The sequence below is a fragment of the Agrobacterium sp. CFBP2214 genome (assembly GCF_030209895.1).
Lineage (GTDB): Bacteria > Pseudomonadota > Alphaproteobacteria > Rhizobiales > Rhizobiaceae > Agrobacterium > Agrobacterium radiobacter.
In genome coordinates this window covers 254,673-280,508 of record NZ_JARVRC010000004.1, presented here as the reverse complement: position 1 = coordinate 280,508, position 25,836 = coordinate 254,673, and the positions used below count along the sequence as shown (strand labels likewise).

The 25,836-nt window shown below is 60.5% G+C and carries 22 protein-coding genes; 4 read left to right on the top strand and 18 right to left on the bottom strand.

Going from position 1 to position 25,836, the window contains the following annotated elements; all coding sequences use genetic code 11:
* Nucleotides 1-64: 64 nt before the first annotated feature.
* The 4 genes from QRN60_RS13835 to QRN60_RS13820 form a co-directional block, all read right to left on the bottom strand.
* On the bottom strand, nt 65-1,378 hold the full coding sequence (locus QRN60_RS13835) for an ABC transporter substrate-binding protein (RefSeq protein WP_003518078.1): 1,314 nt from the start codon (nt 1,376-1,378) through the stop codon (nt 65-67).
* A 144-nt stretch (nt 1,379-1,522) separates the two neighbouring features.
* Nucleotides 1,523-2,476, bottom strand: coding sequence for a sugar-binding transcriptional regulator (locus QRN60_RS13830; RefSeq protein WP_020813245.1), 954 nt, complete (start codon nt 2,474-2,476; stop codon nt 1,523-1,525).
* A gap of 261 nt (nt 2,477-2,737) precedes the next feature.
* Nucleotides 2,738-4,588: an ABC transporter ATP-binding protein gene (locus tag QRN60_RS13825; RefSeq protein WP_020813244.1), complete on the bottom strand. Its 1,851-nt coding sequence runs from the start codon at nt 4,586-4,588 to the stop codon at nt 2,738-2,740.
* A 48-nt stretch (nt 4,589-4,636) separates the two neighbouring features.
* Nucleotides 4,637-5,800 carry a M20 aminoacylase family protein gene (locus QRN60_RS13820; protein ID WP_020813243.1) on the bottom strand — a complete coding sequence of 388 codons (1,164 nt, stop codon included), beginning with the start codon at nt 5,798-5,800 and terminating at the stop codon, nt 4,637-4,639.
* A gap of 305 nt (nt 5,801-6,105) precedes the next feature.
* Here QRN60_RS13820 and QRN60_RS13815 point away from each other — a divergent pair, with 305 nt between their 5' ends.
* The 3 genes from QRN60_RS13815 (at nt 6,106) to QRN60_RS13805 (ending at nt 9,815) form a co-directional block, all read left to right on the top strand.
* A complete protein-coding gene (locus QRN60_RS13815; protein ID WP_003504788.1) occupies nt 6,106-7,815 on the top strand; it encodes a peptide ABC transporter substrate-binding protein in 1,710 nt (569 codons plus the stop codon).
* 76 nt (nt 7,816-7,891) lie between these two features.
* On the top strand, nt 7,892-8,902 hold the full coding sequence (locus tag QRN60_RS13810) for an ABC transporter permease (RefSeq protein WP_003504786.1): 1,011 nt from the start codon (nt 7,892-7,894) through the stop codon (nt 8,900-8,902).
* Entirely contained in the window at nt 8,895-9,815 is a 921-nt protein-coding gene (locus tag QRN60_RS13805; protein ID WP_060724435.1) for an ABC transporter permease, read from the top strand. The genes QRN60_RS13810 and QRN60_RS13805 overlap by 8 nt, the downstream gene beginning before the upstream one ends.
* A gap of 84 nt (nt 9,816-9,899) precedes the next feature.
* Here QRN60_RS13805 and QRN60_RS13800 read toward each other — a convergent pair whose 3' ends face one another.
* From QRN60_RS13800 to QRN60_RS13735, 14 genes are all read right to left on the bottom strand, one after another.
* A complete protein-coding gene (locus QRN60_RS13800) occupies nt 9,900-10,250 on the bottom strand; it encodes a ribbon-helix-helix domain-containing protein (RefSeq protein ID WP_003504781.1) in 351 nt (116 codons plus the stop codon).
* Nucleotides 10,251-10,320: 70 nt separating this feature from the next.
* Nucleotides 10,321-10,887 carry a DJ-1/PfpI family protein gene (locus QRN60_RS13795; RefSeq protein ID WP_162686199.1) on the bottom strand — a complete coding sequence of 189 codons (567 nt, stop codon included), beginning with the start codon at nt 10,885-10,887 and terminating at the stop codon, nt 10,321-10,323.
* Nucleotides 10,888-10,984: 97 nt separating this feature from the next.
* The gene (locus tag QRN60_RS13790) at nt 10,985-12,382 is read right to left on the bottom strand and encodes an amidase (protein ID WP_080864552.1); all 1,398 of its coding nucleotides are present in this window, start codon (nt 12,380-12,382) and stop codon (nt 10,985-10,987) included.
* 53 nt (nt 12,383-12,435) lie between these two features.
* On the bottom strand, nt 12,436-13,257 hold the full coding sequence (locus QRN60_RS13785; protein WP_020813237.1) for an ABC transporter permease: 822 nt from the start codon (nt 13,255-13,257) through the stop codon (nt 12,436-12,438).
* Nucleotides 13,254-14,204: an ABC transporter permease gene (locus QRN60_RS13780; RefSeq protein ID WP_080864553.1), complete on the bottom strand. Its 951-nt coding sequence runs from the start codon at nt 14,202-14,204 to the stop codon at nt 13,254-13,256. Before QRN60_RS13780 ends, QRN60_RS13785 begins: the two co-directional genes overlap by 4 nt.
* A 194-nt stretch (nt 14,205-14,398) precedes the next feature.
* Nucleotides 14,399-15,934 (bottom strand): ABC transporter substrate-binding protein, encoded by a 1,536-nt coding sequence (locus tag QRN60_RS13775; protein WP_112495142.1) that lies wholly within the window; start codon nt 15,932-15,934, stop codon nt 14,399-14,401.
* Between the two features lie 183 nt (nt 15,935-16,117).
* The gene (locus QRN60_RS13770; protein WP_035212791.1) at nt 16,118-17,020 is read right to left on the bottom strand and encodes a LysR family transcriptional regulator; all 903 of its coding nucleotides are present in this window, start codon (nt 17,018-17,020) and stop codon (nt 16,118-16,120) included.
* 161 nt (nt 17,021-17,181) lie between these two features.
* Entirely contained in the window at nt 17,182-17,931 is a 750-nt protein-coding gene (locus QRN60_RS13765) for an ABC transporter ATP-binding protein (protein WP_003504761.1), read from the bottom strand.
* Nucleotides 17,928-18,764: an ABC transporter ATP-binding protein gene (locus tag QRN60_RS13760; RefSeq protein WP_003504759.1), complete on the bottom strand. Its 837-nt coding sequence runs from the start codon at nt 18,762-18,764 to the stop codon at nt 17,928-17,930. The genes QRN60_RS13765 and QRN60_RS13760 overlap by 4 nt, the downstream gene beginning before the upstream one ends.
* On the bottom strand, nt 18,761-19,693 hold the full coding sequence (locus tag QRN60_RS13755; RefSeq protein WP_003504757.1) for an ABC transporter permease: 933 nt from the start codon (nt 19,691-19,693) through the stop codon (nt 18,761-18,763). Before QRN60_RS13755 ends, QRN60_RS13760 begins: the two co-directional genes overlap by 4 nt.
* On the bottom strand, nt 19,690-20,757 hold the full coding sequence (locus QRN60_RS13750; RefSeq protein ID WP_003518099.1) for an ABC transporter permease: 1,068 nt from the start codon (nt 20,755-20,757) through the stop codon (nt 19,690-19,692). The genes QRN60_RS13755 and QRN60_RS13750 overlap by 4 nt, the downstream gene beginning before the upstream one ends.
* Before the next feature lie 18 nt (nt 20,758-20,775).
* On the bottom strand, nt 20,776-22,416 hold the full coding sequence (locus QRN60_RS13745; protein ID WP_020813230.1) for an ABC transporter substrate-binding protein: 1,641 nt from the start codon (nt 22,414-22,416) through the stop codon (nt 20,776-20,778).
* Between the two features lie 50 nt (nt 22,417-22,466).
* The gene (locus QRN60_RS13740; protein WP_060726726.1) at nt 22,467-23,522 is read right to left on the bottom strand and encodes a dipeptidase; all 1,056 of its coding nucleotides are present in this window, start codon (nt 23,520-23,522) and stop codon (nt 22,467-22,469) included.
* A gap of 207 nt (nt 23,523-23,729) precedes the next feature.
* Entirely contained in the window at nt 23,730-24,437 is a 708-nt protein-coding gene (locus QRN60_RS13735) for a phosphoribosyltransferase (RefSeq protein WP_112495140.1), read from the bottom strand.
* Between the two features lie 210 nt (nt 24,438-24,647).
* On the opposite strand from QRN60_RS13735, the gene QRN60_RS13730 reads away from it, so the two are divergent.
* The gene (locus QRN60_RS13730) at nt 24,648-25,820 is read left to right on the top strand and encodes a M20 aminoacylase family protein (RefSeq protein ID WP_031234007.1); all 1,173 of its coding nucleotides are present in this window, start codon (nt 24,648-24,650) and stop codon (nt 25,818-25,820) included.
* Nucleotides 25,821-25,836 lie beyond the last annotated feature (16 nt).

The window sequence follows — 25,836 nt, the reverse complement described above, 5'->3', positions numbered from 1 at the left end:
TCGCGGCTTGCGCCCCCAAGGTTCGCTGCCCGGCATTGGCGCCGGACAGCGATCTTCAGGAGGATTACTTGATGTAACCGGCGCGGGTCATTTCACGCGTCGCTGTCGACTGGGCGCTGGCAAGCGCATCGTCGACACTGGACTGGCCGGCAACGACCGCCGAGAACAGCTGACCGACCGTGGTGCCGAGCGCCTGGAACTCAGGGATCGCCACGAACTGACCGCCGGTGTAAGGCACGGGCTTTACGGTCGGCTTGGTGATGTCGGCGGCATCCATCGCAGCAAGCGTCGGCTTGGCGAAGGCGGCTGCTTTTTCATAGTCAGCATTTTTGTAAAGCGAGGTGCGGGTACCCGGAGGCACGTTTGCCCAGCCTTCCTTGGCAGCGACGAGTTGGGTATATTCCTTGCTGGTTGCCCAGGAGATGAACTTCTCGGCGGCATCCGCCTTCTGCGAGCTCTTCGGGATAGCAAGGTTCCATGACCACAACCAGTTGCCGTGGTTCTTCAGTTCGCCATGCGTCGGGAAGAGCGCATAACCGACCTTGTCGGCAACGGTCGAATCCTTCGGGTTTGAAACGAAGGAAGCAGCCACCGTGGCGTCGATCCACATGCCGCATTTGCCCTGCTGGAACAGCGTCAGGTTTTCGTTGAAGCCGTTGGAGGAAGCACCCGACGGACCGGCATCCTTCATCAGATCGACGTAGAACTGAAGAGCACTCTTCCATTCCGGCTGATCGAACTGCGGTTTCCAGTTCTCATCGAACCAGCGGCCGCCAAAGGAGTTGGTGAGCGCACTGATGAAGGCCATGTTCTCGCCCCAGCCAGCTTTGCCGCGCAGGCACATGCCGTTGATATCCGCCTTGCGATCGGTAATCTTGCGGGCAGCGTCACCGATGAATTCCCAGGTCGGGTTTTCAGGCATCTTCAGGCCGGCTTTTTCAAACAGGTCCTTGCGATACATGATCATGGCGGATTCGCCGTAGAACGGCGCCGCATAAAGCTTGCCTTCGCTGGAAAGACCACCACGGATCGCCGGCAGAATATCATCCACGTCGTATTTGTCGCCAAGCTTTTCGAGCGGCAGCAGCCAGCCCTGCTTGGCCCAGATCGGCACTTCATAGTTGCCGATGGTCATGATGTCGTACTGACCGCCATTGGTGGCGATATCGGTCGTCACGCGCTCGCGCAGGACGTTTTCTTCAAGCGTGACCCATTCCACCTTGATGTCGGGGTTCTTGGTGGTGAAGTCGGAGGTCAGCCCCTGCATGCGGATCATATCGCCGTTATTAACGGTGGCGATGGTCAGCGTTTCGGCGGAGGCAAGGGTCGAAAAGGCGAGTGCCGAGCATGCGCCCAGCAAAATGGTCTTCAATGTCATATCTTCCTCCCAGAAGAAAAATGATGAGCATTCGCTTTGCTCTAGGGCATTTACTCACCCGCAGAGCAAAAATGTCAAGCGACATCCTGTGCTGCGGCGCACATGGGAAAATCAAGTCTTTGATTTTAATGAATTAATTTTTGCTCAGTGAGTGAGCAAATATTCGCTTGTCACTTCGTCGGTAATGAGGCCGTTCAACAGACCACCCCTCAACGCCGCCAGAATCGAGGCATTTTTGCGCGTGCCCTGCGCCATTCCGATGACCGTGCAGGTCTCTCGTGATGGGATGGGAACGGAGGCGACGCGCTCGTTGACGGAATGGTCGAGAATGTGGCCATTGGCATCATACATCCAGCCACAGATCTCGCCGACCGCACCGCTTGCCATCAGGGCCTTCATCTCGTCGACACCGAGGAAACCATCAACGCAGAGCGGTGCGTTTTCACCGAGTTCGCCGACACCGACGAAGGTGACATTGGCCGCAGAACCCAGCGCCAGCGTCGAGCGCACCATGGACTGGTCATGCAGCAATTCACGTTCTTCCGCCGAGGAGCACAGGACTGGCAGCGGCATGGGAAAATGCCGCGCCTTGATGGCATCGGCCATGCTGAAGATGACGTTGTAATAGGCAGCCGAGCCATCCGGGCCGATATTGCCTGTCAGTGACACGATGCGGTGCTGCGGACATTCCATCGGCGGCAACTGGTCCACAGCCGCCTTCAGCGTACGGCCGGTGCCGATGGCAAGCACGATGGGATCGGCATTTTTCAGCCAGCGCTCGATTTCCGCCGCACCGGCCTCGGCAATGCCGACCGTGGAGGAAACGCCAGCGGGATCGCTCGGCACCACCTCGATATATCTAAGGTCGAATTTCTGCTTCAGCCGCTCCGCCTTTTCGAGACAGGCGGCGATGGGATGATCGAGCCGGACCTTGATCAACCGCTCGGCGACGGCCAGCGATACCAGCCGCTGCGCCGATTGCCGGGATATGCCCATGGCAGCGGCGATCTCGTCCTGCGTGCGGCCCGCGACATAATAAAGCCAGCCAGCACGCGCCGCATCATCAAGCCGTCCATGTGCGTCGTTCCGTCTGGCCATGCCGCCGCCCTCTAAGAATTATGCTCGAGCATTTGCTGGCATTTTTTCAGGCCGCCTGTCAAACGGCGCAGCGACTGAGCGAAGCGTTTGGCGGCACCGGGCACCTCTAAAGAAGATGCAAAACATTTCCTCCGTCATGCTCGGGCCTGTCCCGAGCATCTGCAATGCACCGATTTACGAGACATTGGCAGATCCTCGGCACAAGACCGAGGATGACGTCGTGAACACAGAGGCACCTATCCCTGCGCAGTTTCCTCTATATCAAGCCGCTTCCTGCACCAGATGCCCTGCCGAAACCTCGCGGTAATGGCGTTGCGGCGGAACATAGTTCACAGGACGGATCGGGCTTTTGATCTCGTCCGTTGCCATGTTGCGCCTGATCTGGCGCCGGGCCGGATCCGGCACCGGAACGGCGGACATGAGCTTTTTCGTATAGGGGTGCTGCGGATTATCGAAGACGGCGGCGCGTGGGCCGATTTCGACGATCTCGCCGAGATACATCACCGCGACACGATGACTGACACGCTCCACCACAGCCATATCGTGGGAAATGAACAGGAAGGCGAGGTTGAGGCTCTGTTGCAGATCGAGCAGCAGGTTACAGACCTGCGCCTTGATGGAGACATCAAGCGCCGACACCGCTTCATCGGCAACGATGACCTTGGGGTCAAGCATCAGCGAACGGGCAATGGCGATGCGCTGGCGCTGGCCGCCGGAAAACTCATGCGGGAAGCGCCGCATCATATCCGGGCTGAGGCCAACCTTCTCCATCAGGTCCGCCGCCTTTTCACGCGCCTGCGCCTTCGGTCCAAGCCGGTGTTCGATGAAGGGCTCCATGATCGCCGTGCCGATGCTCATGCGCGGATCGAGACTGGCGAAGGGGTCCTGAAAGATCATCTGCACGCTGCGGCGCATGGTGCGCAACGTCGTCTTGTCGAGTTTCATCACCTCGTAACCGTCGAGAGTCACGTTACCGGAGGTCGGTTCGATCAGCCGGGTGATCGACCGCCCCGTGGTGGACTTGCCGCAGCCGGATTCACCGACCAGCGATAGTGTCTCGCCCTCAGCCAGATCGAAGGAGACCTTCTCCACCGCATGCACGGCACCGGACTTGCGACCAAGAAGACCGGAGCGGATATCGAAGCGGGTCGTCAGGTCCCGGACCGAAAGAATGGGCGTGCGACCACCGGAAACCGTGTTCCTGACCTCTTCGACCGGTTGGCTTTCTCCGGTCTTGATATCGATGATCGGAAAGCGGGCGGGCAGCACCCGCTCTTTCATCGAACCGAGCTTCGGCACCGCCGAAAGCAGGGCGCGCGTATAGGGATGGTTTCCGCGATGGAAGATATCGTCCGTCGTGCCGGTTTCCACCACGTCGCCGCGGAACATGACGATGGTGCGGTCAGCCACTTCCGCCACCACGCCCATATCATGGGTGATGAACAGGACCGACATGCCCTCCTCTTCCTGCAATTGCTTGATAAGGTCGAGAATCTGGCCCTGAATGGTCACGTCGAGCGCCGTCGTCGGCTCGTCTGCAATCAGGAGCTTTGGTTTCGAGGCAAGTGCCATGGCGATCATAACGCGCTGGCGCATGCCGCCGGAAAACTGGTGCGGATAATCGTCGAACCGGTTCTTCGCATTGGGAATGCGGACCTTTTCGAGCAGGCGGATAACTTCGGCTTTTGCAGCGGAGGAGGAAATATCCTGATGTACGGTGAGTGCTTCGGCGATCTGCTTGCCGATCGGGAAGATCGGGTTGAGGCTCGTCATCGGCTCCTGGAAGATCATAGAGATGTCCTTGCCGCGAACCTTGCGCATCTCCTCTTCCGGCAGCGCCAGCAGGTCGCGGCCGCCGAGCATGACCTTGCCCTCGATGCGACTCGTCTTTTTATCGAGAAGCCGCATGATCGACAGCGACGTCACGCTCTTGCCCGAGCCGCTTTCGCCGACGATCGCCACCGTTTCGCGCGGTGCAATCTCGAAACTCATATTGCGCACCACGGATTTCCAGCCGTCATCGACGCGGAAGGAGGTGGTGAGATTCTGAACCGAAAGAACCGGGCTTACCGAACCGCCGGTCTGTTCCATTGATGTCGCCGCCAAAAGCATTCCGATCTCCTGAAAAGCAGAAGGCGGCCATGAAGGCCGCCGGGTGTCTTATGCAGCAAGTGCGGTTTCGGCCATCGAAACCCAGTAGCTGATGCCGTAAGGCAGGGCTTCGTCGTTGAAATCGTAAGCGGCGTTGTGCAGCCCGGCGGTATCGCCGTTGCCGATGAAGATGAAGGCGCCGGGGCGGGCTTCCAGCATGTAGGAAAAATCTTCCGCACCCATATGCGGGTTGGGATTGGTGTTGACGGCGTTCGCACCGGCCACGCCCATCGCCACACCGGTCGCGAATTCGGTTTCGTCACTGTGGTTGAAGGTGACGGGATATCCGCGATGGTATTTCACCTCCACGCTGGCGCCATGCGCCATTGCCGTGGCGGTGGCCACTTCCTTCAGCCGCTTTTCGGCAAAATCGCGGGTTTCCGGCAGCAGGGTCCTCACCGTGCCGGTCAGCGTCACCGAACCCGGAATGACATTGACCGCCGTGCCGCCATGGGTGGTGGCGACGGTGACGACCAGCGATTTCAACGGGTCCGTCTCGCGCGAGACGATGGATTGCAGCGCGATGATGATATGCGCCGAGGTCAGCACCGGATCGATGGAAAGATGCGGCGCGGCCGCGTGGCTGCCCTTGCCGGTGATGACAATCTCGAAACTATCCGCCGCCGCCATGGTGGAACCCTTGCGGATGGCGAATTGGCCGACCGGAATGCCTGGCTCGTTATGCATGCCATAGACCTGCGAAATGCCGAATTTCTCCATCATGCCGTCGTTCAGCATGGCGAGCGCGCCTGCCCCGCCCTCTTCCGCCGGCTGGAAGATGACCGCGACGGAGCCTTTGAAATTGCGGGTCTCGGCCAGATACTGCGCCGCCCCCAGAAGCATGGCCGTGTGCCCGTCATGGCCGCAGGAATGGGCCTTGCCGGGCGTCTTCGAGGCCCAGGGCTTGCCGCTGGTCTCAAGAATCGGCAGCGCGTCCATGTCGGAGCGGAAACCGATGGTCGGACCATCCCCGTGCCGCCCCTTGATGATGCCGACCACGCCGGTCTTGCCGATGCCGGTCTCGACGATATCGCAGCCGAAGGACTTCAGTTTTTCGGCCACGAATTTCGATGTTTCGAAGACATCATAGAGCAGTTCCGGGTGCTCATGCAGATGGCGTCTCCAGCCGGCAACGTCTTCCTGCATTTCAGCCACACGGTTCAATATCGGCATTCTCTTTATTCCCTTTTTTGTTCCCCGCCGGGTTGTCGGAAAACATATTGCGTTTGGAATTTCTCCTTTTGCAAGTGTGAAATTTGCTGAATGAGCGAAAAATAGGCCGGAAGGCGAATGGCTCAAATTTTGTTCATCAATAAGACTTTGGGGCTTGCTTTTCAAAAACACTGACAATAGCATCATCTGGAACGAATGGATATTATTCAGCAAAGTCAAATACTTACAATAAAATACCTTGCGCATGACGACAGGAAAAGCGTCAAACATTCAAATAGATAAAATCCAAAAAAGGGGAAAACATAATGAAGAAGCGCAGCATTCTCTTTGCCAGCACGGTGGCGGCGATGGCCTTGGCAGGATCTGCCGCCCATGCCGAACGCGGCAGTGACGGTGAACTGAAAATCCTGTTCTGGCAGGCTGTATCGACACTCAACCCTTATCTTTCCGGCGGCACCAAAGAGATCTACAGCTCGTCCATGGTGATTGAGCCTCTGGCCCGCTACGACGAAAAGGGCGAGCTGGTGCCGATGCTGGTGAGCGAGATCCCGACGGTCGACAATGGCGGCGTCGCGAAGGATCTGCTCAGCATGACGTGGAAGCTGAAAAGTGACGTCAAATGGTCCGACGGCACGCCGCTTACCGCTGACGACGTCATCTTCACGTGGAAATATTGCACCGCACCCGACGGCGGCTGCGCGCAGGCGGCACAATATGAAGGCGTGAAAAACGTTGAGGCTATCGACGCCCATACCGTCAAGATCAGCTTCACTGAACCCAAGCCCTACCCCTACTCGGCATTTGTCGGCGCACAATCGCCCGTCATCCAGAAGAAGCAGTTCGAAAAATGCGTCGGCGCCGCGGCTCCCGGCTGCACATCCGCCAATTTCGGCCCCATCGGCACCGGCCCCTTTGTGGTCAAGGAGTTCAAGCCGAACGACGTCATCAGCTATGTCGCCAACCCCAATTATCGTGATCCGGCCAAGCCCGCTTTCGCCACGGCGACCCTGAAGGGCGGCGGTGACGCGGCATCCGCTGCGCGTGCCGTGCTTGAAACGGGTGAATTCGACTACGCCTGGAACATGCAGGTGGAGCCGGAAATTCTGGCGACCATGGTGGCCGCCGGCAAGGGCAAGCTGGAAACCGCCTTCGGCACGCAGGTCGAGCGTATCAATCTCAACTGGTACAATGCCGATCCTGCGCTGGGTGACAAGCGCTCCACCAAGGAGGGCGGTCCCCATCCGGCCCTTTCCGACCCGGCCGTGCGCCGTGCGCTCTCGCTCGCCATCGATCGCGACATTATCGATGAGACGGGGTATGGCGAGGCGGGCAAGCCGACCTGCAACATCGTGCCGGCCCCGGCGGCTGTCGCTTCGACGAAAAACGACAGCTGGTGCCTGAAGCAGGATTTGGAAGGCGCAAATAAGCTGCTTGATGATGCGGGCTGGGTGAAGGGCGCCGATGGCATCCGCGCCAAAAACGGCGTGAAGCTTTCCTTCCTCTACCAGACCTCCACCAACTCCGTTCGCCAGGCAGCGCAGGAACTGGTGAAGGACATGTGGTCGCAGATCGGCGTTGCGTCCGAACTGCGCAATGTCAGCGCCTCGGTGTTCTTCGGCGGCGATCCGGCAAGCCCGGATACCTTCCAGAAATTTTATGCCGACGTTGAAATGTACACCAACAATTTCGACGGCACCGACCCGGAAAAATACCTGGCGGAATGGCTGTGCGACAAGATCCCCGCCCCCGCAAACGGCTGGCAGGGTCAGAATATTCCGCGTTATTGCAACCCGGAATTCGACAAGCTGGTGGGCGTCCTTTCCAAGACGACCGATTTCGCCAAGCGTGGGGAAATCGCAAAACAGCTGAACGACATGCTGACGGAAGAAGGCGCACATATTCCGCTGATCCACCGTGGCAACGTCTCCTCGCATTCGCTGACACTCGAAGGCGTTCGCATGAATGCCTGGGATTCGGAACTCTGGAACGTCGCGGACTGGTCCCGCAAAAAGTAACACGCAAATGCGCGGTCGCCCCTGAAAGGGCGGCCGCGCTCGTTTTGCGAGACCCTGACGGTCTGGAGACTTTCCGATGTTTACCTTTACGCTCCGGCGGCTTGCCTTTGCCGTACCGACGTTGCTCGTCATCAGCTTCGTCATCTTCGCCCTGCTCGATCTCGCGCCGAACGATCCGACCGGCGACCTGCCGCTGACCATTCCGCCCGAAGTGCGCGAGCAGATCCGCGCCTCCCTCGGCCTCGACCAGCCTTTCTTCATCCGTTACCTGATGTGGCTGCAGCAATTCTTCATCAACGAGCCGCTGAACCTCTTCGAAAAGCTGACCGGCTGGCAGATCGGCGATGGCAGCCGCATGCGCGTGCTCTCCTGGGCAACGCGCAGCCCGGTGGTCGATCTTGTCATCCAGCGCATGCCGCAGACGCTTTGGGTAGTGGGCCTTGCCTATCTTTTCGGCGCGCTTCTGGCGATCCCGATCGGCGTCATTTCCGCCTACAAGCAATATTCGATCTTCGACCAGATCGGCACTTTCGTCTCGATGGTCGGTTATTCGGTGCCGACCTTCTTCACCGGCGTGCTGCTGGTCGTCATCTTCAGCTCTTACCTGCAATGGTTCCCTTCCGTCTATGACACCAATCTGCAGGTGACGGACTGGGGAAGCTTTGTGGCGCAGATCAAACAGATGTTCCTGCCGGTGCTGGTATTGACCCTCTACAATGTCTCGCAGATCAGCCGCTTCGTGCGCGCCTCAATGCTCGACAATCTGCATCAGGACTATGTGCGCACCGCCCGCGCCAAGGGCGTGAAGGAAAAATCCGTTCTGCTCGTCCACGTGCTGCGCAACAGCCTGATCCCGGTCGTGACGGTGATTGCACTCGGCGTGCCGACGATCTTTTCCGGCGCCATCATCACCGAGCAGATATTCCGCGTGAACGGGCTTGGCCAATTGCTGATAACCGCCGTTCAGGGCGCGGATATTCCGCTGGTGCAGACGCTGACCTTCATTTTTGCGGTGCTTATCGTGCTCTTCAACCTGATTGCCGACGTGCTTTACGGCATTCTCGACCCGAGGATCCGCTATGACTGACGCCACCATTGCAGCGCCGACGGTTGCGGCCACCCCAACACAATCCGCCCTTGCCGATATCTGGAAACAGTTCCGCGTCCACAAGGGCGGGGTGGCCGGGCTTTTTGTCTTCATCTTCATCCTGCTTGCGGTCTATGTCGGCCCCTATATCCACACCGTTGCGCCCAACGCCATAAACGTGAAGGCACGTAACCAGTGGCCGTCGCTGGCGCATCCCTTCGGCACCGATAATCTCGGCAAGGACATGCTGGCGCAGGTTCTGGCCGGTGGGCGCATCTCGCTTGCCGTCGGCATCACTGCCATGCTTTTGGCCCTGTTTCTCGGCACGCTGGTGGGTGTGCTTTCAGGTTATTTCCGGAATCTGGACGGGCCGCTGATGCGGTTGACGGACCTGTTTCTGGCGCTGCCGCTTTTGCCGCTGCTGCTCGTCATCCTGATGCTGTTTCGCGATACGCTGCGCGCCGCCTTCGGGCCGGAAACCGGCATCTTCATCCTGATTGTCTTCGTGATCGGGATCACCAGCTGGATGCATACCGCGCGCATTGTGCGCGGCGATGTGCTGACGATCAAAAGCCAGGAATTCATCATGGCGGCGAAATCGAGCGGCATGCGTGAGTATCGCATCATCCTGCGCCATATCCTGCCGAATGTGCTGAGTTCGATCATGGTCTCGGCCACGCTCGGCATCGCCTCGGCCATCATCACGGAATCGGCGCTGTCCTTCCTCGGCCTCGGTTTCCCGTCCGACTTCCCCACTTGGGGACGGCTGCTGTTCGATGGCGCCAACTTCCTGCAGCTGACGCCCTCGCGTGTGCTGTGGCCGGGACTGGCTATCTCGCTGACGGTTCTGAGCGTCAATTACATTGGTGATGCCGTGCGCGATGCGCTCGACCCACGGGCGCTGAAGAGTTGAGGAGACGCGTTCTCTGCGTCACAACAACCTCTCCACCGTCATCCTCGGGTCAAGCCCGAGGATGACGTCGAGTAAGGCTGCCGACTAGTGATAATTCACCTTTTCCGCATCAAGGATGCTGTCGGCATCCAGCGCGGCAATCGGAATATCGCTGCGCGCGGGAATATCGCCGGAAAGCTGAAGCGCAAGATAACGCCCGCAGCAGACCCGCAGGAACGAGGTGAAATTTCCGAGATCATGCCCGGCATCGATCGATTCATTATAGAGCTTGGCGATAAGCTGCACGCTGTTCATGCCATCCCGCCGCGCGATCTCGTCCAGCGTCGTCCAGAAGAAATTCTCGAGCCGGACGCTGGTGACCATGCCATCGATCCTGAGCGACCGCGTATGGCTTTCCCAAAGCGCCGGGTCTGCCTTGATGAAAAGCTTGCACATGGTTTCCTCCCTCACCACGTCTGAAAGATAGGCGGAAAACGGGGCCGAAAAAAGCCCCCTTTCGCAGGTCTTATTTGCCGAGCACCGCCATGAATTGCGAAAGCCATGCCGGATGTGCCGGCCATGCAGGGGCGGTCACCAGCTTGCCATCGGTAACCGCCGCATCGATGGCGATATCGGCATAGGTGCCGCCGGCAAGCTCGACCTCGGGACGGCAGGCCGGATAGGCCGAGCAGGTGCGGCCCTTCAAAACACCAGCAGCCGCGAGCAGTTGCGCACCGTGGCAGACGGCCGCCACCGGCTTGTCAGCCTCGAAAAAATGTTTCACCGCCGCCAGCACATCGGCATTAAGGCGCAGATATTCCGGCGCACGGCCGCCCGGAATGACCAGCGCATCATAATCCGCAACCTTGATATCGGCGAAGGTGGCGTTGAGCGCGAAATTATGGCCGCGTTTTTCCGAATAGGTCTGGTCGCCCTCGAAATCATGGATGGCCGTAGCGATGGTCTGGCCCGCTTTCTTGCCGGGGCAGACGGCATGGACCGTGTGGCCGACAGCGAGCAACGTCTGGAACGGCACCATGGTCTCGTAATCCTCGGCGAAATCGCCGGCGATCATCAAAATCTTCTTCGGCATGTTTGCTCCTCCCGTTTTCGAATGCCTTTGGGCACTCTAGCAGTGTGGGCCGAAGCACGGGTATTATGGCTATACTACAAGGCCGATAAAGGCGGCATCACCGGCCCCGCGGCGGCTCCGGCCAGCGACGCACACCGCCGCCCCAGGTCTCAAAGGCTCTGGAAAGCTTCAGCACGAACAGATCCTCGTAACGCGGGCCGACGATCTGCAAGCCGATGGGCATACCCGATTTCGAAAAACCGCAATTGATCGAGGATGCGGGCTGTTCCGACATGTTCCACGGCACGGTGAAGGCGATATGTTCGAAGGGCCGTGCGGGATCATTGGTGGGCGAGGCCCAGTCGGCCGGATAGGACACGATGGGATTGACGGGTGAAATCACCGCATCAACGGACTGCATCAACCGGCCGCAAAGCTTACGCATTTCCATGGTCTGGTTGAAACCGAAAACGGCGCGTGCGCCGGAAATATCCGCCCCCTTCTGTGCCCATTCATGAATATATGGAAGGATCGCGGCGCGGCGGTCTGCGCTCAGCGCCGCCATGTCGCCCCAGAATTTCGCGCGCCAGAAGTCGTCCAGCCCATCCAGCATCTCCCGCGTCAGCACCGGCTCGACAGGGATGACAATGGCGCCCGCCGCCTCGAACAGTTTCGCGGCGGAAAGCACGGCGTCGCGCACCTCATCCTCCAACGGCAGGCCGCAGCCGGCATCCAGCATCAGGCCGATCTTCAGGCCCTTCACGTCGATATCGAGGTCCATCCAGTCGATGTCATTCGGCGGCAGCGATGTGCCGTCGCGCCAGTCGGGCCGTGAAAGCGTGGCCATCGCATAGGCCGTATCGATAACGGTGCGGGTCATCGGCCCGGCGCAGCGGCCGGTATAATAGGGATCGACCGGGATGCGGCCCTGGCTCGGCTTGAAACCGAACAATCCCGTCCACCCCGCCGGCAGCCGCACCGAGCCGCCAATATCCGTGCCGATATGCAGCGTGCCATAACCAGCGGCCCCGGCCGAGGCCGCACCGGCGCTGGAGCCGCCGGGGTTCTGTGTCGGGTCCCAAGGATTGCGGCTGAGCTTGTGAAAACTGGAAAGGCCTGAGGAGAGCATGCCGTAATCCGGGCAGGTCGTCTTGGCGTAAAGGATCGCGCCATCCTCGCGGCAGCGGGCCGCCACCGGCGCATCTTCAACCGCAGGCACCAGTTCTACCGCTTTGGTGCCAAGCGGAACGGGATGGCCTTTCGTGGCGATCAATTCCTTGAGCGAGACGGGAATTCCATCAAGGGGCCCGAGCGTTTCACCCTTTTGCCAGCGCTCCGTCGAGGCCAGCGCCTGCCGGCGTGCATCCTCCGGATCATAGGCGTAAAGCGCGTTCACGACCGGCTCGAATGCATCGATACGCGCCTCCACCGCCTGCCAATATTCCGATGGCGAAAGCCTCTTACCCCGGTAAAGCGACAGGATTTCGAGCGTGTTGAGGTCTATGAGATCGGTCATGGCATCGTCTCGTCAGAAAAACAGGAAATATGGGCGACAGCTTTCCAGAGCGGTCAGCTTGTATCGCGCGGGTCCAGCAGGTCGCGCAGGCCGTCGCCGAGAAGGTTGAGACCAAAGACGGCAAGTGCAATCGCAAGGCCGGGCATGATGGCAAGCCAGGGCGCCACGCCAAGATAGGTCTGGGCGTCCGCGAGCATTCGCCCCCAGGTGGCGGCGGGCGGCGGCATGCCGAGACCGAGGAAGGAAAGGCCTGCTTCCGTCAATATCGCAAGGCCGAGCTGGATCGTCACCTGCACGATGATCTGGTTGGAAATATTCGGCACGATATGGAAAAGCGTGATCCGGGCGCGGTTCTGGCCGATGCTTGTAGCGGCGGTGACATATTCCCGCGACCATATCTGCAGCGCCGCCCCCAGCGTCAGCCGGGCGAAGACAGGCACCATGAAGGTGGCGATGGCGATGATGGCGGTAAAGCGCCCCGTGCCGATGAAGGCGCCGAGCATCATAGCCGACAGGATCGGCGGCACCGCAAAGATGATATCGCAGACGCGCATGACCACGGTTTCGGTGAAACCGCGCAGCGCCGCAACCGCAACGCCGATGGCCGTGCCGATAGATGCGCCGATGGCGACGGCAGCGATGGAGGTGGACAGCGAGTTCCACGCACCCGCCATCAGCATGGACAACACGTCGCGGCCGAAATGATCCGTACCGAGGCCGCCATAGACGAATGGCGATTTCAGCTTCTGGACGATCTGCATCTTTGTGGGGGACACCGGTGTCCAGACCAGCGACAGCAGGGCGACTGCGACCAGAAAGATCGTAACGGCGATGCCGACGGCAAAGGCAGGGCGGCGGCGGATCAATCGCATCATCGCGCACCTGCCCGCAGTCTGGGGTCGATGAGGAGATAGGCGATATCGACCACGAAATTCATGATGATCACGAGCGCCGAAAAGAACAGCACGACGGATTGCATGACGACGATATCGCGCTGGGTCAGCGCCTGATAGGCAAGCCGCCCGAGGCCCGGAAGATTGAAGACATTCTCGACAAGCACCGCGCCTGCGATAAGGAAGGTGAATTGCAGGCCGATCATGGTGACAACAGGGATCATCGCGTTCGGCACCGCGTGCCGCCACAGTGCCACCCGCTCGCTCAAACCCTTGGCGCGGGCGGTGCGCACGAAATCCTCGTTCATCACCTCAAGCACGGCGGAGCGGCAGACGCGGGTGAGAACGCCGGCCTGCGACAGCGCCAGCGCGACCGCCGGAAGGATGAGCGCCATAAGACCCGCTGAAAAACTCGGCGTCCAGCCGGGAAATCCGCCCGCCGGCATCCAGCCGAGCGTGGTGGAAAAGACGATGATGAGCAGCAGCCCGACCCAGAAACCGGGCACGGCGATGCCCACATGGGAAAACAGCCCGGCCACAAAATCCAGCGCCCCGTTACGGTTCCGCGCCGCCGCCACGCCGAGTGGAATGGCGATGGCGACAGACAGGCAGACTGCCAGCAGCGCAAGCGGCAGGGTGACGGCCAGCCGCTCGAGGATCAGCCCCGCCACCGGCACGCCATAGGTATAGGATTGCCCGAAATCACCCCGGAATACGCCCGCAAGCCAGTGGAGATAACGCAGCGGCAGCGGCTGATCGAGACCCATCTGCTTCTGCAGCGCGGCGAGCGTATCAGGGCTCGCCGAGGTTCCAAGCATGATCGCCGCGGGATCGCCCGGCAGCAGGCCCATGACGACATAGATGATGAGGGAAACGGCAAACAGCGTGATGACGAGGCTGACGAGACGCCGGATGAGGACGGCTAACATCTGGCATCTTCTCCTTGCTTTGTTTCACCTGCGGTCGAGCGTCCAGTCACCTCTCTCCCGTCATTCCGGCCCCGAGCCGGAATCCAGCCGGCGCGCGTCTGCGCGGCGGAGAGAGCCCTTTCAGCCGAAGGACTTGGGCTGGCTGGATGCCGGATCAAGTCCGGCATGACGGAAGAAACCGGTATCGACAAACGTCACTCTTCCCAATGCACATCCGTCAGCACATTCGAGGGAATGGGTTCGTTTTCCCAAAGCCCCTTCACCTTCTTGTCCCACACGCCGAGCTTCGGCATGACGAAAAGGTAAAGTGCCGGCACATCTTCTGCGAGGATTTTCTGGGCGTCGCCGTAAAGCGCTTCCTGCTGGGCCGCATCCGCCGTCTTTTCAACGTTGCCGACGACCTCGTTGAAGGCCGGGTTCCTGTAATTGAAATAATAGGGATCGCGCGCATAGATATCGATATCCATCGGCTCCGCATGGGCAACGATGGTCATGTCGTAATCCGCGCCCTTCAAGACATCCGCCACCCATTTCGCCGGAAATTCGGTCGTCTCGATGGTCATCGTCACGCCGATTTCGGCAAACATCGCCTGCAGGATTTGCGAGGTCCGCTGGGCATAGGCCATCTGCGGCGCCTTGATGGTGAAGCTGAACCCGTCAGGATAACCCGCTTCGGCAAGCAGCGCCCTCGCCTTGTCGACATCGTAGGGGTGCACTCCTGTCGTATCGATGTAACCGCGGTCATTCGGGGTGTAATGGCTGCCGATGGCCGTGCCGAAGCCGGACCATGCGCCTTCGATGACGGTGCCGCGATCCACCGCCATCATCAGCGCCTGGCGCACGCGCTTGTCATCAAAGGGCTTGCGGGCGTTGTTCATGCCGGCCACGACCTTCAGTTCGGTATTGCCGACGAAGGTGCCAAGGCGTTTGTTGCCCTCAAAGGAGGTCATCAGCTCCGGCGCGCCGAATTCCGGAAAGGCATCGATATCGCCTGACTTCAGCGCCGCCGCCTGCGCCTGCGGGTCGGAGACGAAACGGAAGGTCGCCTTGTCCAGCTTGACCGCCACGGCCTTGTCCCAATAGCCGTCGTTCTTCTGCAGCTCGACCCTGTCGCCCTTGGCCCAGTTCACGAATTTGAACGGGCCGGTGCCGACGGGCGTGGTGCGGTTATTCTCAGCGCTTTTCGGCGCCACCATCACGGATGCCGGCCAGCCGAGCCAATAGAGAAGGCTGCCGGCCGGCTGCTTCAGCTTCAGCACCAGCGTTGCGGCATCCGGGGTCTCGATACTGTCGATGGCGGCGAAGAAGCGCTTCTGCGGATTGACCGAGCTTTCGCCGCGCGCCCGATCCAGCGAAAATTTCGCAACGGAGGAATCGAAGGCCTCGCCGTCATGGAAGGTGACGCCCTTGCGCAGCTTGAATGTATAGGTCTTGCCATCAGGGGAAATTTCCCAGCTTTCGGCAAGCTGCGGCCTAACCTTGCCTTCGCGGTCGATCGTCACCAGACCTTCGAAGATATTCTGCCAGGTGACCTGGCCGATGGCGACGGGGGCGGCAATGGTCGGATCGAGCCCGGCGGGCTCGACGGCCATGCCAAGCGTCAGCGCGGTTTTCGGCGCGGCATCCGCCGCCGTTATCGAAAGCGGCAGCCAAAGCGCCGTGCCCAGTGCGAGGCTCAGCGCGGCGCGGCGCGAAAGCGTTGCCGCCTGCGAAAGATAAATGCGTGGCATCATTGTCCCCTGTCTGGCGGCCGGGGCATTTTTGCCCTTCCAAAGACCACCCGTTGCAAAAAGAGTGTCATGTTGCAGGCGCACACACAATCTCGATTTTTGTGTGCTCCGTGTAGCTGAAATGGCTACACGGAAATGCGGATGGAAATCAACCTTCCGGGCGGAAAGGCCAAACCGTCTCGCTTATCCCGCCGTCGCCTCGCGCATGAAGCGCTCGATGAAATCGGCAAGCTTGGAGGCGGCGAAGGACAATTGCCGGTCGGGAGCAACACAGAGATCGATCTGGGTGTGGATGCCCTTCTTGCCGGAGAGCGGAACGGCGACCATCTGGCCACTGCGAATTTCACGCGCCACCGAAAGCGCCGGCAACAGCGTGGCGGCGGCGTGGCCCAGCACCAGTTCCTTCAGCATTTCCAGCGAGCTGGTGATGAAGACAGGGTCAAGTTCGATGCCCGCATCGGCAAACAGCGTATCGAAGGCCTGACGCGCAGCAAAACTCTTGTCCGGCAGCGCAAGCGGCAGGCCCGCCAGTTCCTTCAGCGAGACTTCCGGCTGGGCGGCGAGCGCGTGGCCAGCGGGGAAGATGACATCATAACTGATGCGGGTGCGCGAACGCACCTTGACGCCTGATAGTTTTGGCGCAAACAGGCTGACGACAAGGTCCGCTTCCGCCGCACCCAGCGCCTCCATCGCCTGCCGGGCGCTGGTAATATGCACCTCGAAACGCAGTTTTGGATATTTCAGGCTGAACTGCGCCAGCACCGGCGCCAGAAGGTTCGCCACCGTGGCGCCATTGGCATAGACCGTGACCCGGCCGCGCTGCAGGCCTTTGAGATCGTCTATCAGCTGGTGCACATGGTCGAGTTCGCGCAGCGTCTTGCCGGCGCGGGCGGCGAGCAGCTCCCCCGCTGCCGTCAGCTTCACGCCCCGGCTGGAGCGCTCCACAAGCGGCGAACCGAAATAATATTCGAGGTTTTCAATCTGCCGGCTCACCGCCGTCGGCGCGACATTCAGGTTTTCCGCAGCGGCGCGCATGGAATTTGTGCGGACGAGTTCGTCGAAATACATCAAGGCGCGCAATTGCATGGGGTGGGTACCTGTTGCGGAAATGCCGGTGTGGCGGTTCACCATATCATCGCAGCGCGATGAGAGAATACTTCGCCCGGGAAGATCACCTGTGGAACGAACGCGCGCCGCCTGTTTCTTCTCCCAGGTGGGGAGAAGGAACGGGCGCACCGTCTCGCCAATCAAACGCGCTTGAAACCCTCGCTCGCCACCAACAGCTGGCGGGTATAATCCGCGCTGAATTCCCGGCTTTCCAGCGCTTCCGCCTCCAGCATTTCCACCACCTTGCCGCTCTTCATCACCGCCAGGCGATCGCACATATGGCTGATGACGCCGAGATCGTGGCTGACCATGACGAAGGTAAGGTTACGATCCTTGCGGGCCTGTTCCAGAAGGTTGAGGATTTCCGCCTGAATGGAGGCATCGAGCGCCGAAGTCGGCTCATCCAGCAGCAGGATTTTAGGCTCGACGATCAGCGCACGGGCAATGGCAATGCGCTGCCGCTGGCCGCCGGAAAGCTGGTGCGAATACCGGAAACGGAAGCCTGAACCGAGGCCGACTTCATCCAATGCGCGGGCAATACGCTGCTCGCGATTGTCGAGACCGTGGATGACCAGCGGTTCAAGCAGCAGCGCATCCACCGTCTGGCGCGGGTGAAGGGAGCCATAAGGGTCCTGAAACACCATCTGCACGTCGCTGTAGAAGCTCTTGTCGCGGTGCTTGCTGGAATAGGAGCGCCCCGCCACCATCAACGAACCTTCGTCGAAATGGTTGAGGCCGGCAATGGCGCGCAGCAGGGTCGACTTGCCGGAACCGGACTCGCCGACGATGCCGAAGGATTCACCCTCGGCCACATCGATGCTGACGCTGTCGAGCGCGATGTAACCGTCGAAATCGACCACCATGTCTCTGATAGAAAGAACTGTGCTCATGCGCGCCACTCCGGCTTGCGTTCCAGAACCGGCAGCGGATGCCGGTGGCCGCCAATTTCCGGCAGGCAGTTCAAAAGCCCCTGCGTATAGGGGTGTTTCGCTTCCTTCAGATTGGCGGAAGAAAGCTCTTCCACCACCTTGCCCGCATACATGACGAGAACGCGGTCACAGAAGGAGGAGACGAGCCTCAGATCATGACTGACGAAGATCAGCCCCATGCCGCGGTCGCGCACCAGCTTGTCGAGAATGTCGAGTACTTCCAGTTGCACCGTGACGTCGAGCGCCGAGGTGGGTTCGTCGGCGATCAACAGTTCCGGGCCGCAGACCAGCATCATGGCAATCATGACGCGCTGGCCCATGCCGCCGGAGACCTCATGCGGATAGAGATCGAAGACGCGCTCGGGATCGCGGATCTGCACCGCTTCGAGCATGGCAAGCGTGCGCTGGCGCGCCTCGCTGCCGCCGATCTTTTCATGGGTGCGCAAGGTTTCCATGATCTGACGGCCGATGGTCATGACCGGGTTCAGCGAATATTTCGGGTCCTGCAGGATCATGGCCATGCGCTTGCCGCGCATGATCCGCCGCTCCTTTGCGGACGCCTTGAGCAGGTCGATATCGCCGAAACGGAGCGCATCGGCCTCGATGCGCGCGCTTTTCGGCGTCAGCCCCATGATGGCGCGGCCCGTCTGCGACTTGCCGGAGCCGGATTCGCCGACGATGCCGAGGCGTTCGCGCCCAAGCGTGAAGGACACACCGCGCACCGCCTCCACCAGCCCGGTGCGGGTGGGGAAAGAAACGCGAAGATTCTGAACGGTCAGAAGCGGCGCACTCATTGGCCCGCCTCCTTGGGATCAAGCGCATCGCGCAACCCATCGCCCAGCAGGTTGAAACCGAGGCTGACGATGAGGATCGCCACGCCGGGCATGGCCGCAACCCACCATTGGTCGAGGATGAAACGACGCCCCGAAGCGATCATCGCGCCCCATTCCGGCAACGGCGGCTGCGCGCCAAGGCCTAGGAAGCCGAGACCTGCGGCGGTGAGGATGATGCCCGCCATATCGAGCGTGACGCGCACGATGAGCGACGACATGCAAAGCGGCATGACGTGTTTCAGGACGATGCGGAAGGGCGAGGCCCCCATGAGCTTCACCGCCGCGATGAAATCGGAATTGCGGAAGGTCATGGTTTCAGCGCGCGCGATACGCGCATAGGGCGGCCATGACGTCACCGCGATGGCGAGCACCGCGTTTTCAATGCCCGGCCCCAGTGCGGCCACCAGCGCCAGCGCCAGAACCAGCTTCGGAAAGGCCAGAAAGATATCGGTGATGCGCATCAGAACGGCATCCACCCAGCCGCCGGCATAACCCGAGACGGTGCCGACGATGAGCCCGATGGGCGCCGCGATGATGGCCACCAGCAGCACCACGAACAGGGTCAGCCGCGAACCGTGGATGAGGCGCGAGAGAATATCGCGCCCCTGATCGTCGGTGCCGAGCAAGTATCCCGCCGTACCGGGCGGCAGAAGCCGGGCATTGCGCAGATCGCCCTGCACCGGATTATGCGGCGCCAGCACATTGGCAAACAGCGCGACGAACAGCAGCGCAACAATGATGCCGAGGCCGAGCAACGCCAGCCGGTTTTCCGAAAACCGCCGCCAGATGACATAAGCACGGCCAAGACGCGCCTGCTTGCGCGAGGCAGGCCGGTCGGAGAGCAGCCATTCGCGGCTGTAGGGTTTGAGTGTATCGGTCGAAATCGTCATCGGCTGCGCGTCCTTGGGTCGAGCGTCCGGTAAAGCAGATCGGAGAAGAGATTGATGCCGACGAAGATGGCGCCGATCACGATCGTGCCGCCAAGAACGGCATTCATATCCGCATTCTGCAGGGAATTGGTGATGTAGAGGCCGAGCCCCGGCCACGCGAAGATGGTTTCGGTCAGCACCGAACCTTCCAGCAGACCGGCGTAAGATAGCGCAATCACGGTCACCAGCGGCACGGCGGCGTTGCGCAGAGCGTGAAACCAGATGATGCGCGTTTCCGAAAGCCCCTTGGCGCGCGCCGCAACGATATATTCCTGGGCGAGCTCATTCAGCATGAACGAACGCGTCATGCGGCTGATATAGGCCAGCGAAAAATAGCCGAGCAGCGAGGCGGGCAGGATGATGTGGCGGAACAGATCCCACAATACGTCCCATTGCCGTTGCCAGATCGCGTCGATCAGGAAGAAACCCGTGACCGGCGTAAAGGTGAATTCGTAGACGATATCCATCCGGCCGGGATAGGCGACCCATTGCAACCTGGCGTAAAACACCAGCAGCGCCAGGAGGCCAAGCCAGAAAATCGGCACGGAATAGCCGATAAGGCCGATGACGCGCACGACCTGGTCGGCAAAGCTGCCGCGCTTGACCGCGGCAAGCACGCCGAGCGGAATGCCAAAAACGGCGCCGATGATGGTGCCAAGCGTGGCAAGCTCTATGGTTGCCGGGAAAACCCGCTTGATATCCTCCATCACCGGGTTGGTGGTGAGGACTGAGATGCCGAAATCACCCGACAGCGCCTGCTTCAGATAGATGAAGAACTGCTGCCAGAGCGGCAGGTTGAGGCCGAGCTGCTCACGCACGCGCTCGACCACATGCGCAGGAGCGCGGTCGCCGACAATCGCCAGTGCGGGATCGATCGGCACAACGCGGCCAATGAAAAATGTGACCGCCATCAGCCCCAGAAAGGTGGTGATGACGGTGACGGCGAAGCCGAGAATGGCCTTCGCGCGGGCGTTGGCACGGCGTTTGCCCTGCCTCGCCCGGCTGTTTGCTTCAACGATGCTCAAGAGACCGATCCTTCCGGATCATTCCTTGGAGATCGTATAGACGTAGTTGGTGTCGAAGCTCGGTCCGAGCTTCAGGCCCTTGAGCTTGTTCGAGTAACCGGCCACTTCGGTCTGCTGGAAGATGATGACGAAGGGACCCTTCGCCAGAACTTCCTTCTGCAGGTTTTCATAGATGGCGGCGCGCTTGGCGCTATCCTTCTCCAAAAGCGCCGACTGGGTTTCCTTGGTCAGATCAGGAACGTCCCAGGCATTGCGCCAGGCGAGCGTCTTGTTCTTGCCCTCATCGGAATTGTCGTAGTTGATGGTGAAGGTTTCCGCATTCGAGTTCGGGTCGAAATAGTCCGAACCCCACTGGCCGATATAGATATCATGGGTGCGGGCGCGGTATTTGGTCAGCGTCTGCTTGCCGTCGCCCGGGATGATTTCGAGCTTGATGCCAGCCTGCGCCAGCGTCTGCTGTACGCTTTCGGCAATGCCGGTTACCGGCTGCGTGTTGCGCACATCCATGGTCACGGTGAAGCCGTCCTTCAGGCCGGCCTTGGCGAGAAGCTCTTTCGCCTTGGCGACGTCGAGCTTGTAGGGGTTCTCATCAAGCGCGCCGAGCTGGCCCTTCGGCAGGAAGGTCTGGTGAACTTCGCCGATGCCCTTGATGATCGTCTCACCGATCGCGTCATAATCGACGAGATATTTGAAGGCTTCGATGACCTCGGGCTTCTTCAGGTTCTCGTTCTTCTGGTTGAGGCTGAAGTAATAGACGGTGCCCTTGGGCGCAGACGTGACGGCGAGGCCTTCCTTCTTGGAAACGGCTTCCATGTCACCGGGCTCAAGGTTGCGGGCAACATCGATATCGCCATTTTCAAGCGCCAGACGCTGGCCGGAGCTTTCCTTCATGTGGCGATAGACCACACGCTTCAGCTTCGGCTTCTCACCGTAATAATTCGGGTTGGCTTCCAGAATGACCGCTTCGTTGGCCTTCCAGCCGAGGATCTTGTAGGGGCCGGAACCCGCATAACCCGTCTTCAGGAACTCGTTGCCGAAATCCGTGTCGTATTTGTAATCGGCGCTCGGCGTTACCGACTTCGCCTTTTCGGTGATGAGCTTCTTGTCGACCACCGAAGCGACGGTCGCGGTCAGCACGTTCAGCACGAAGCTCGGCGCATAGGGTTTGTCGACCGTCAGCACGAAGGTGTTCGCATCCGCAGCCTTCGCCTTTTCGGTGACGTTATCGCTCTTGAGGCCGAACTGCGTCAGCAGGAATGCGGGCGACTTGTCGAGCTTCACGGCGCGTTCAAAGGAGAAGGCGACGTCGTCAGCGGTGACCGGATTGCCGGAGGCGAATTTCAGGCCGGATTTCAGCTTGAACGTATAGGTCAGGCCGTCCTCGGAGGTCGTCCAGCTTTCGGCGAGATCGCCGATAACCTTGGACGTGTCGTTGAGATCGATGGAAACCAGCTTGCTATAGGTGTTGCCGGTGACTTCGGCGGCGGAGAGTTCGAAAGCCTCACCCGGATCGAGCGTGATGATGTCGTCGATGGCGAAACCTTCAACCAGCGTATCGGCCGGCGTGGCGGCAAAAGCGTGCGGCGCAGACAGCATCATCAGCGACAGAGCAGCGCTGGTGCTGAGGATACGCATGGACTTGTTGAGCGATTTGATCATAGGATCTCCCCTTTTGTTATGAGATTGATTTAGTTCGCTTTTATTTGCCTTCAGGCCGGCTCGTGCCAGGCCTGGGATAGGACGCGCAGCCAGTTTTCCCGGCATATTTTAGCAAGTTCTCCATCACCGTAGCCCGCCGATTTCAGCGCCGCAACCAGATTGTGGTTGCCGCTGGCATCGGCAACGCCAACGGGTACCGTCGCACCGTCGAAATCCGATCCCAGCGCCACGCAATCGATGCCCATGCGCTCCACCATGTAGTCGATATGGCGCACCATGTCGGAAAGCGGCGTATCGGCAATGTCGCGCGCATCTGCCCTGAGCATGGTCACGGCATAGTTGAGACCCACCAGACCACGGCTTTCCTTGATGGCATCCATCTGCCTGTCGGTGAGATTGCGGGCGACGGGGGTGAGCGCATGCGCATTGGAATGGCTGGCGATCAAAGGCTGGTTGGTGGTCTTGGCCACATCCCAGAAGCCCTTTTCGGTGATATGCGCGAGATCGATGAGAATGCCGAGCCGGTTGCACTCCTTCACCAGCGCAAAACCGGCATCGGTGAGGCCGGGCGCCGTATCTGGCGACATGGGGTAAGAGAAAGGAACGCCGTGGCCGAAAATATTGTGCCGGCTCCAGACCGGGCCGAGCGACCGCAGGCCGGCGGCGTAAAACACCTCCAGCGCGTCGAGATCGGCGCCGATCGCCTCGCAGCCTTCCATATGCAGCACCGCGGCGAAAATATCCTCGGCAAAGGCCTTGCGAATATCGGCCGTGGAGCGGCACAGCCGCCAGGCGCCGGCACGATCGAGCCTCAGCGCAATCGCCGCCTTCTCCATGGCGATATCCAGCGAAGGCAGCCGCTCCAGCGGAGCGGCGAGCGGCGTGTTGTAGTGGCCGCTTTCATCCGGTTCCTGCAGAATAAGGTCGCCGGAAGGAATATAGATGGCGCAGATGCCGCCGCCGAGGCCGCCTGCCCTTGCCCGGGGGCCATCGATATGACCCTCACGTGTGCCGCTTTTAAATTCGGCCACCGGATCGGCACCGGCCTTGCTGTTGCGCCACAACCGAAGCAGCACATCATTATGACCGTCGAACACTGCATGCATGGGAAGAAATTCCAGTCATCGGAAAGAACAAAACGGGGGCGGGCAGACGCCGGGATGACACCGCGCGAAAGCAAACCGGCGCATTGTTCGCCGACCGCTATTGTCTGTCGGAAGTGATCTTAGGACGATCTCTTCGAGCTTCGCAAGACACAAATTAGGCAGCGGTGAAATTATCACCACTTGCCTTTTGCCGGAATTTGCGCTTCGTCAGACGCGCCAGCCGTCTTCCGCTTTGGTGAGCAGCGGCGTGGCGAAAACGCCCCTCACCCGCTCCGGCCATTCCGGCCCGAAAGCGGCGATTTTTTCCCGCCAGCGATCCGATTGCAGCATGGCCGCACCGATGACAGCGGGCCGGATGCCGGAGGCGGCGAGAAGCGCAAGACCTGATACGATGGAGCTGCCGCTGGAGATCACATCATCCACCAGCGCCACCCGCCTGTTTTCGATGAGCGGCAGCATGCGGGGATCGATATAGAGCCGTTTTTCCTGCCGGGTGGTGATGGAGGACATCGGCACCGACAGTTCCTCCAGATACCAGAATTTGCGCGAGGTGCCGAGCGGCACGTAACGGGAATGGCCGAGATGCCGGGCAACGGCGGCGGCGAGCGTCAAGCCCAGCGTCGGCAGGCCGATAACGACATCCGGATTGAAGGGCGCGAGCTTGGCGGCGAGATCGGCGGCCAGCGCCTCCAGCACCGCGAACGACGCCTGATTGACGATGAGCGATGCCAGCGCGTGCTCCCCATCCGCAAGCGGCCGGACGGGCAGGCAGATCTGCCTTCCATCATCCAGTTCCGCCGGAAAAAAGCTGGAATGCGGACCCGCCGTACCGAAGGTGGCCGGCGGAAGAATATCCTGCCAGAACTCATGCGGCGCGGCGGGAGAATGGGCGGCGGGCGATGCGGATGGCGGCATCGGTTTTCCTTTCAGGATCGGGATCGCGCAAGGCGGACGCGGTTTTCGGCCGCGCCGATCCCGTTCGGCGCATCAGGCATTTCAACAACCGCGAATACGCGGCGGGTTCATTTCATTGGCTTTTTCCGCTAGAACGGAAACAAAGCAACAGGCATTCGGACAAACCCACCTATGACGCGGGTTTTTCCCATATTCAAGGACAAGCTTCCCATGAGACTGCTGGATCGCATCGGCGAGGATCTGCCATTCCTGACGGAGCTTCGTCATGATCTGCACGCGCATCCGGAACTGGGTTTCGAAGAGGAGAGAACCAGCGCCATCGTCGCCGATCTTCTCGAGCGCGCCGGGCTGAAGGTACATCGCGGTCTTGGCGGCACCGGTGTGGTCGGCACGCTGCAGGTGGGTAATGGCACCCGCAGCATTGGCCTGCGCGCCGATATGGATGCGCTTGCCATGCCTGAGGTGCCCGACCGGCCCTATAAATCGAAATTTCCCGGCAAGATGCATGCCTGCGGACATGACGGCCACACCGCCATGCTGCTTGGCGCCGCGCGTTACCTCGCAAAGACCCGCGACTTCTCAGGCACCGTGCATTTCATCTTCCAGCCGGCCGAAGAAGGCCGAGGCGGCGCGAAGAAAATGGTGGAGGACGGGCTTTTCACGCTGTTCCCATGCGATGCGGTCTATGGCCTGCACAATATGCCGGGGCTTGGGCTCGACGAGATGGCCGTGGTGGAAGGCCCACAGCTGGCCTCGTCCGACAGCTGGCGCGTCACCTTCAAGGGCATCGGCACCCATGGCGCCAAGCCGCATCTCGGCCGCGATCCGGTAACGGCGGCGGGCACCTTCCTCGCTTCGCTGCAAACCATCGTCGGCCGCGTCGTCGATCCGCTGCAACCTGCCGTCGTCAGCGCCTGCTCGGTGCAGGCGGGTGACCCCAAGGCGCTCAACGTCATTCCCGATCTCGTCGAAATCGGCGGCACCGCACGCGCCTACGCGCCTGAGGTGCGCAGCCAGCTTGAAACGGAAATCGGCAGGCTCGCCAAGGGTACGGCGGCGATGTTCGGCATCGAGGCAAGCTATGAATTCATCCGCCGCATTCCGCCCGTCATCAACGATGCCGATGCGACGAAACGGGCGCTCCGAGCCGCCAAGACCGTCTTCGGCAACAAATCCCGCACCGCCTTCCCGCCCTCGACCGCCGGCGACGACTTCGCCTTTTTCGCGGGCGAGGCCCCCGGCTGCTACGTCTGGCTCGGCAACGGCCCCGCGGTGGATGGCGCGCTGCACCACAACACCTCCTACGACTTCAACGACGCGGCAATCGTTCCCGGCGTCGCTTTCTGGGCAACACTGGTGGAGCAGGAACTGGCGGCGGAGTAAAAACGGCCGGATGCAT